Annotated in this window: 1 protein-coding gene and 1 pseudogene; both read right to left on the bottom strand. The window is 46.1% G+C overall.

Translation table 11 applies throughout. The annotated features are described in order from the left end of the window. Positions 1-607, bottom strand: a 607-nt coding sequence (recA, locus tag F6K37_RS42740; protein ID WP_287257266.1) for a recombinase RecA, incomplete at its 3' end; no start/stop codon positions are given. Positions 608-1,201: 594 nt separating this feature from the next. Then, positions 1,202-1,331 (bottom strand): annotated as a pseudogene (locus tag F6K37_RS45200) (Hpt domain-containing protein); the annotation flags it as partial.

Raw genomic sequence — 1,331 nt, 5'->3', positions numbered from 1 at the left:
TTTTTTGTCGTAGCTGATTGAGGAAAATAACAGTACACCCAGACTTACCAATGTTACCAGCAATTTTTCGCAGCGCTTTACTCATCAACCGCGCCTGTAACCCAACTTGGTTGTCACCCATTTCCCCTTCAATTTCTGCACGGGGTACCAAAGCAGCTACGGAGTCAATAACAACGATATCCACAGCAGCAGAACGAACCAGTTGATCCACTATTTCTAGGGCTGATTCCCCTGTGTCGGGTTGAGATACTAAAAGGTTTTCGATGTCAACCCCCAACGCTGCCGAATAGGTAGGATCTAGGGCGTGTTCTGCATCAACAAACGCTGCAACTCCCCCAGCTTTTTGGACTTCTGAAACGGCATGCAAGGCTAGGGTTGTCTTACCAGAGCTTTCTGGACCATAAATTTCAATAATGCGGCCTTTTGGCAGACCACCCCCCAAGGCTAAATCTAGGGTAATTGCCCCACTCCGAATTGTTTCCACTTTCATGCGGGTGGCATCACCCAAGCGCATGATGGCACCTTTACCAAAATTACGCTCAATTTGTTTTAGTACCAGGTTCAGAGCTTTTTCTTTTTCAGGACTGTTTGTGATTGGGGTAGCCATGGATGCCTCAAAAATACTGTATCGGGACTAATTAGGTAGTTTGAATTCTCCCCCTAAAGAAACATGGGGAATTAAGAGGGGATGTTGCTCAAGGAGTTAAAGACCGCCTACACGCAACGTTCAAGGTGCGCTTTCCAATGGCCGGGGAACCCGGCCTTGGGTCGCACCTCAAAGTAGGATTTGGCTCAGACTGTTGTGGTGGTTCTTGCCAAACTACGATTGACCTGAGCTCAACAACAGCTGTGCTGTTAATTTTAGTTTTCTTGAAATTAGGGGTTTTCACCGATTTGACTAATAAACTATATTACGCCAACGGTCGGTTAAATCCCGTCCCTTGTTAACATCGGTGTAGCTCAAGCCTCCTGGCTCTCAAATGCAAGGATCAGGCCAGGCTATAATTACTGATCCATTTTAACTGTTTAAGCTCCTTCAGCTCTCTGCAACACTGCTTGGTTAAGCTGGGTAGGAATGCTGAGGAGGATCAGTTGCTTGGGTAAATTGTAGTACAAAAGTACTTCCTTGTAAAGGAATTAGTGTAAAGGAATTAGTGAGATTTTCTCATAGGTGCGCTTTCCAGTGGCGAATTAAATTCGCCACTACCTCGTCGCTGTAGAAAGCCTTGAAGATATCTTCGAGACGATGAGCCAAGGTTTTAATTGCCTCTAGCCCAACACTGGCAGCACCTCCCTTAATGGAGTGAGCGGCTCGCATTAAATCGTGGATT

Source organism: Moorena sp. SIO4E2, assembly GCF_010671945.1.
Classification (GTDB): Bacteria; Cyanobacteriota; Cyanobacteriia; order Cyanobacteriales; family Coleofasciculaceae; genus Moorena; species Moorena producens.
The sequence above is the reverse complement of the archived record's forward strand: the minus strand, read 5'-3'. Positions and strand labels throughout refer to the sequence as shown.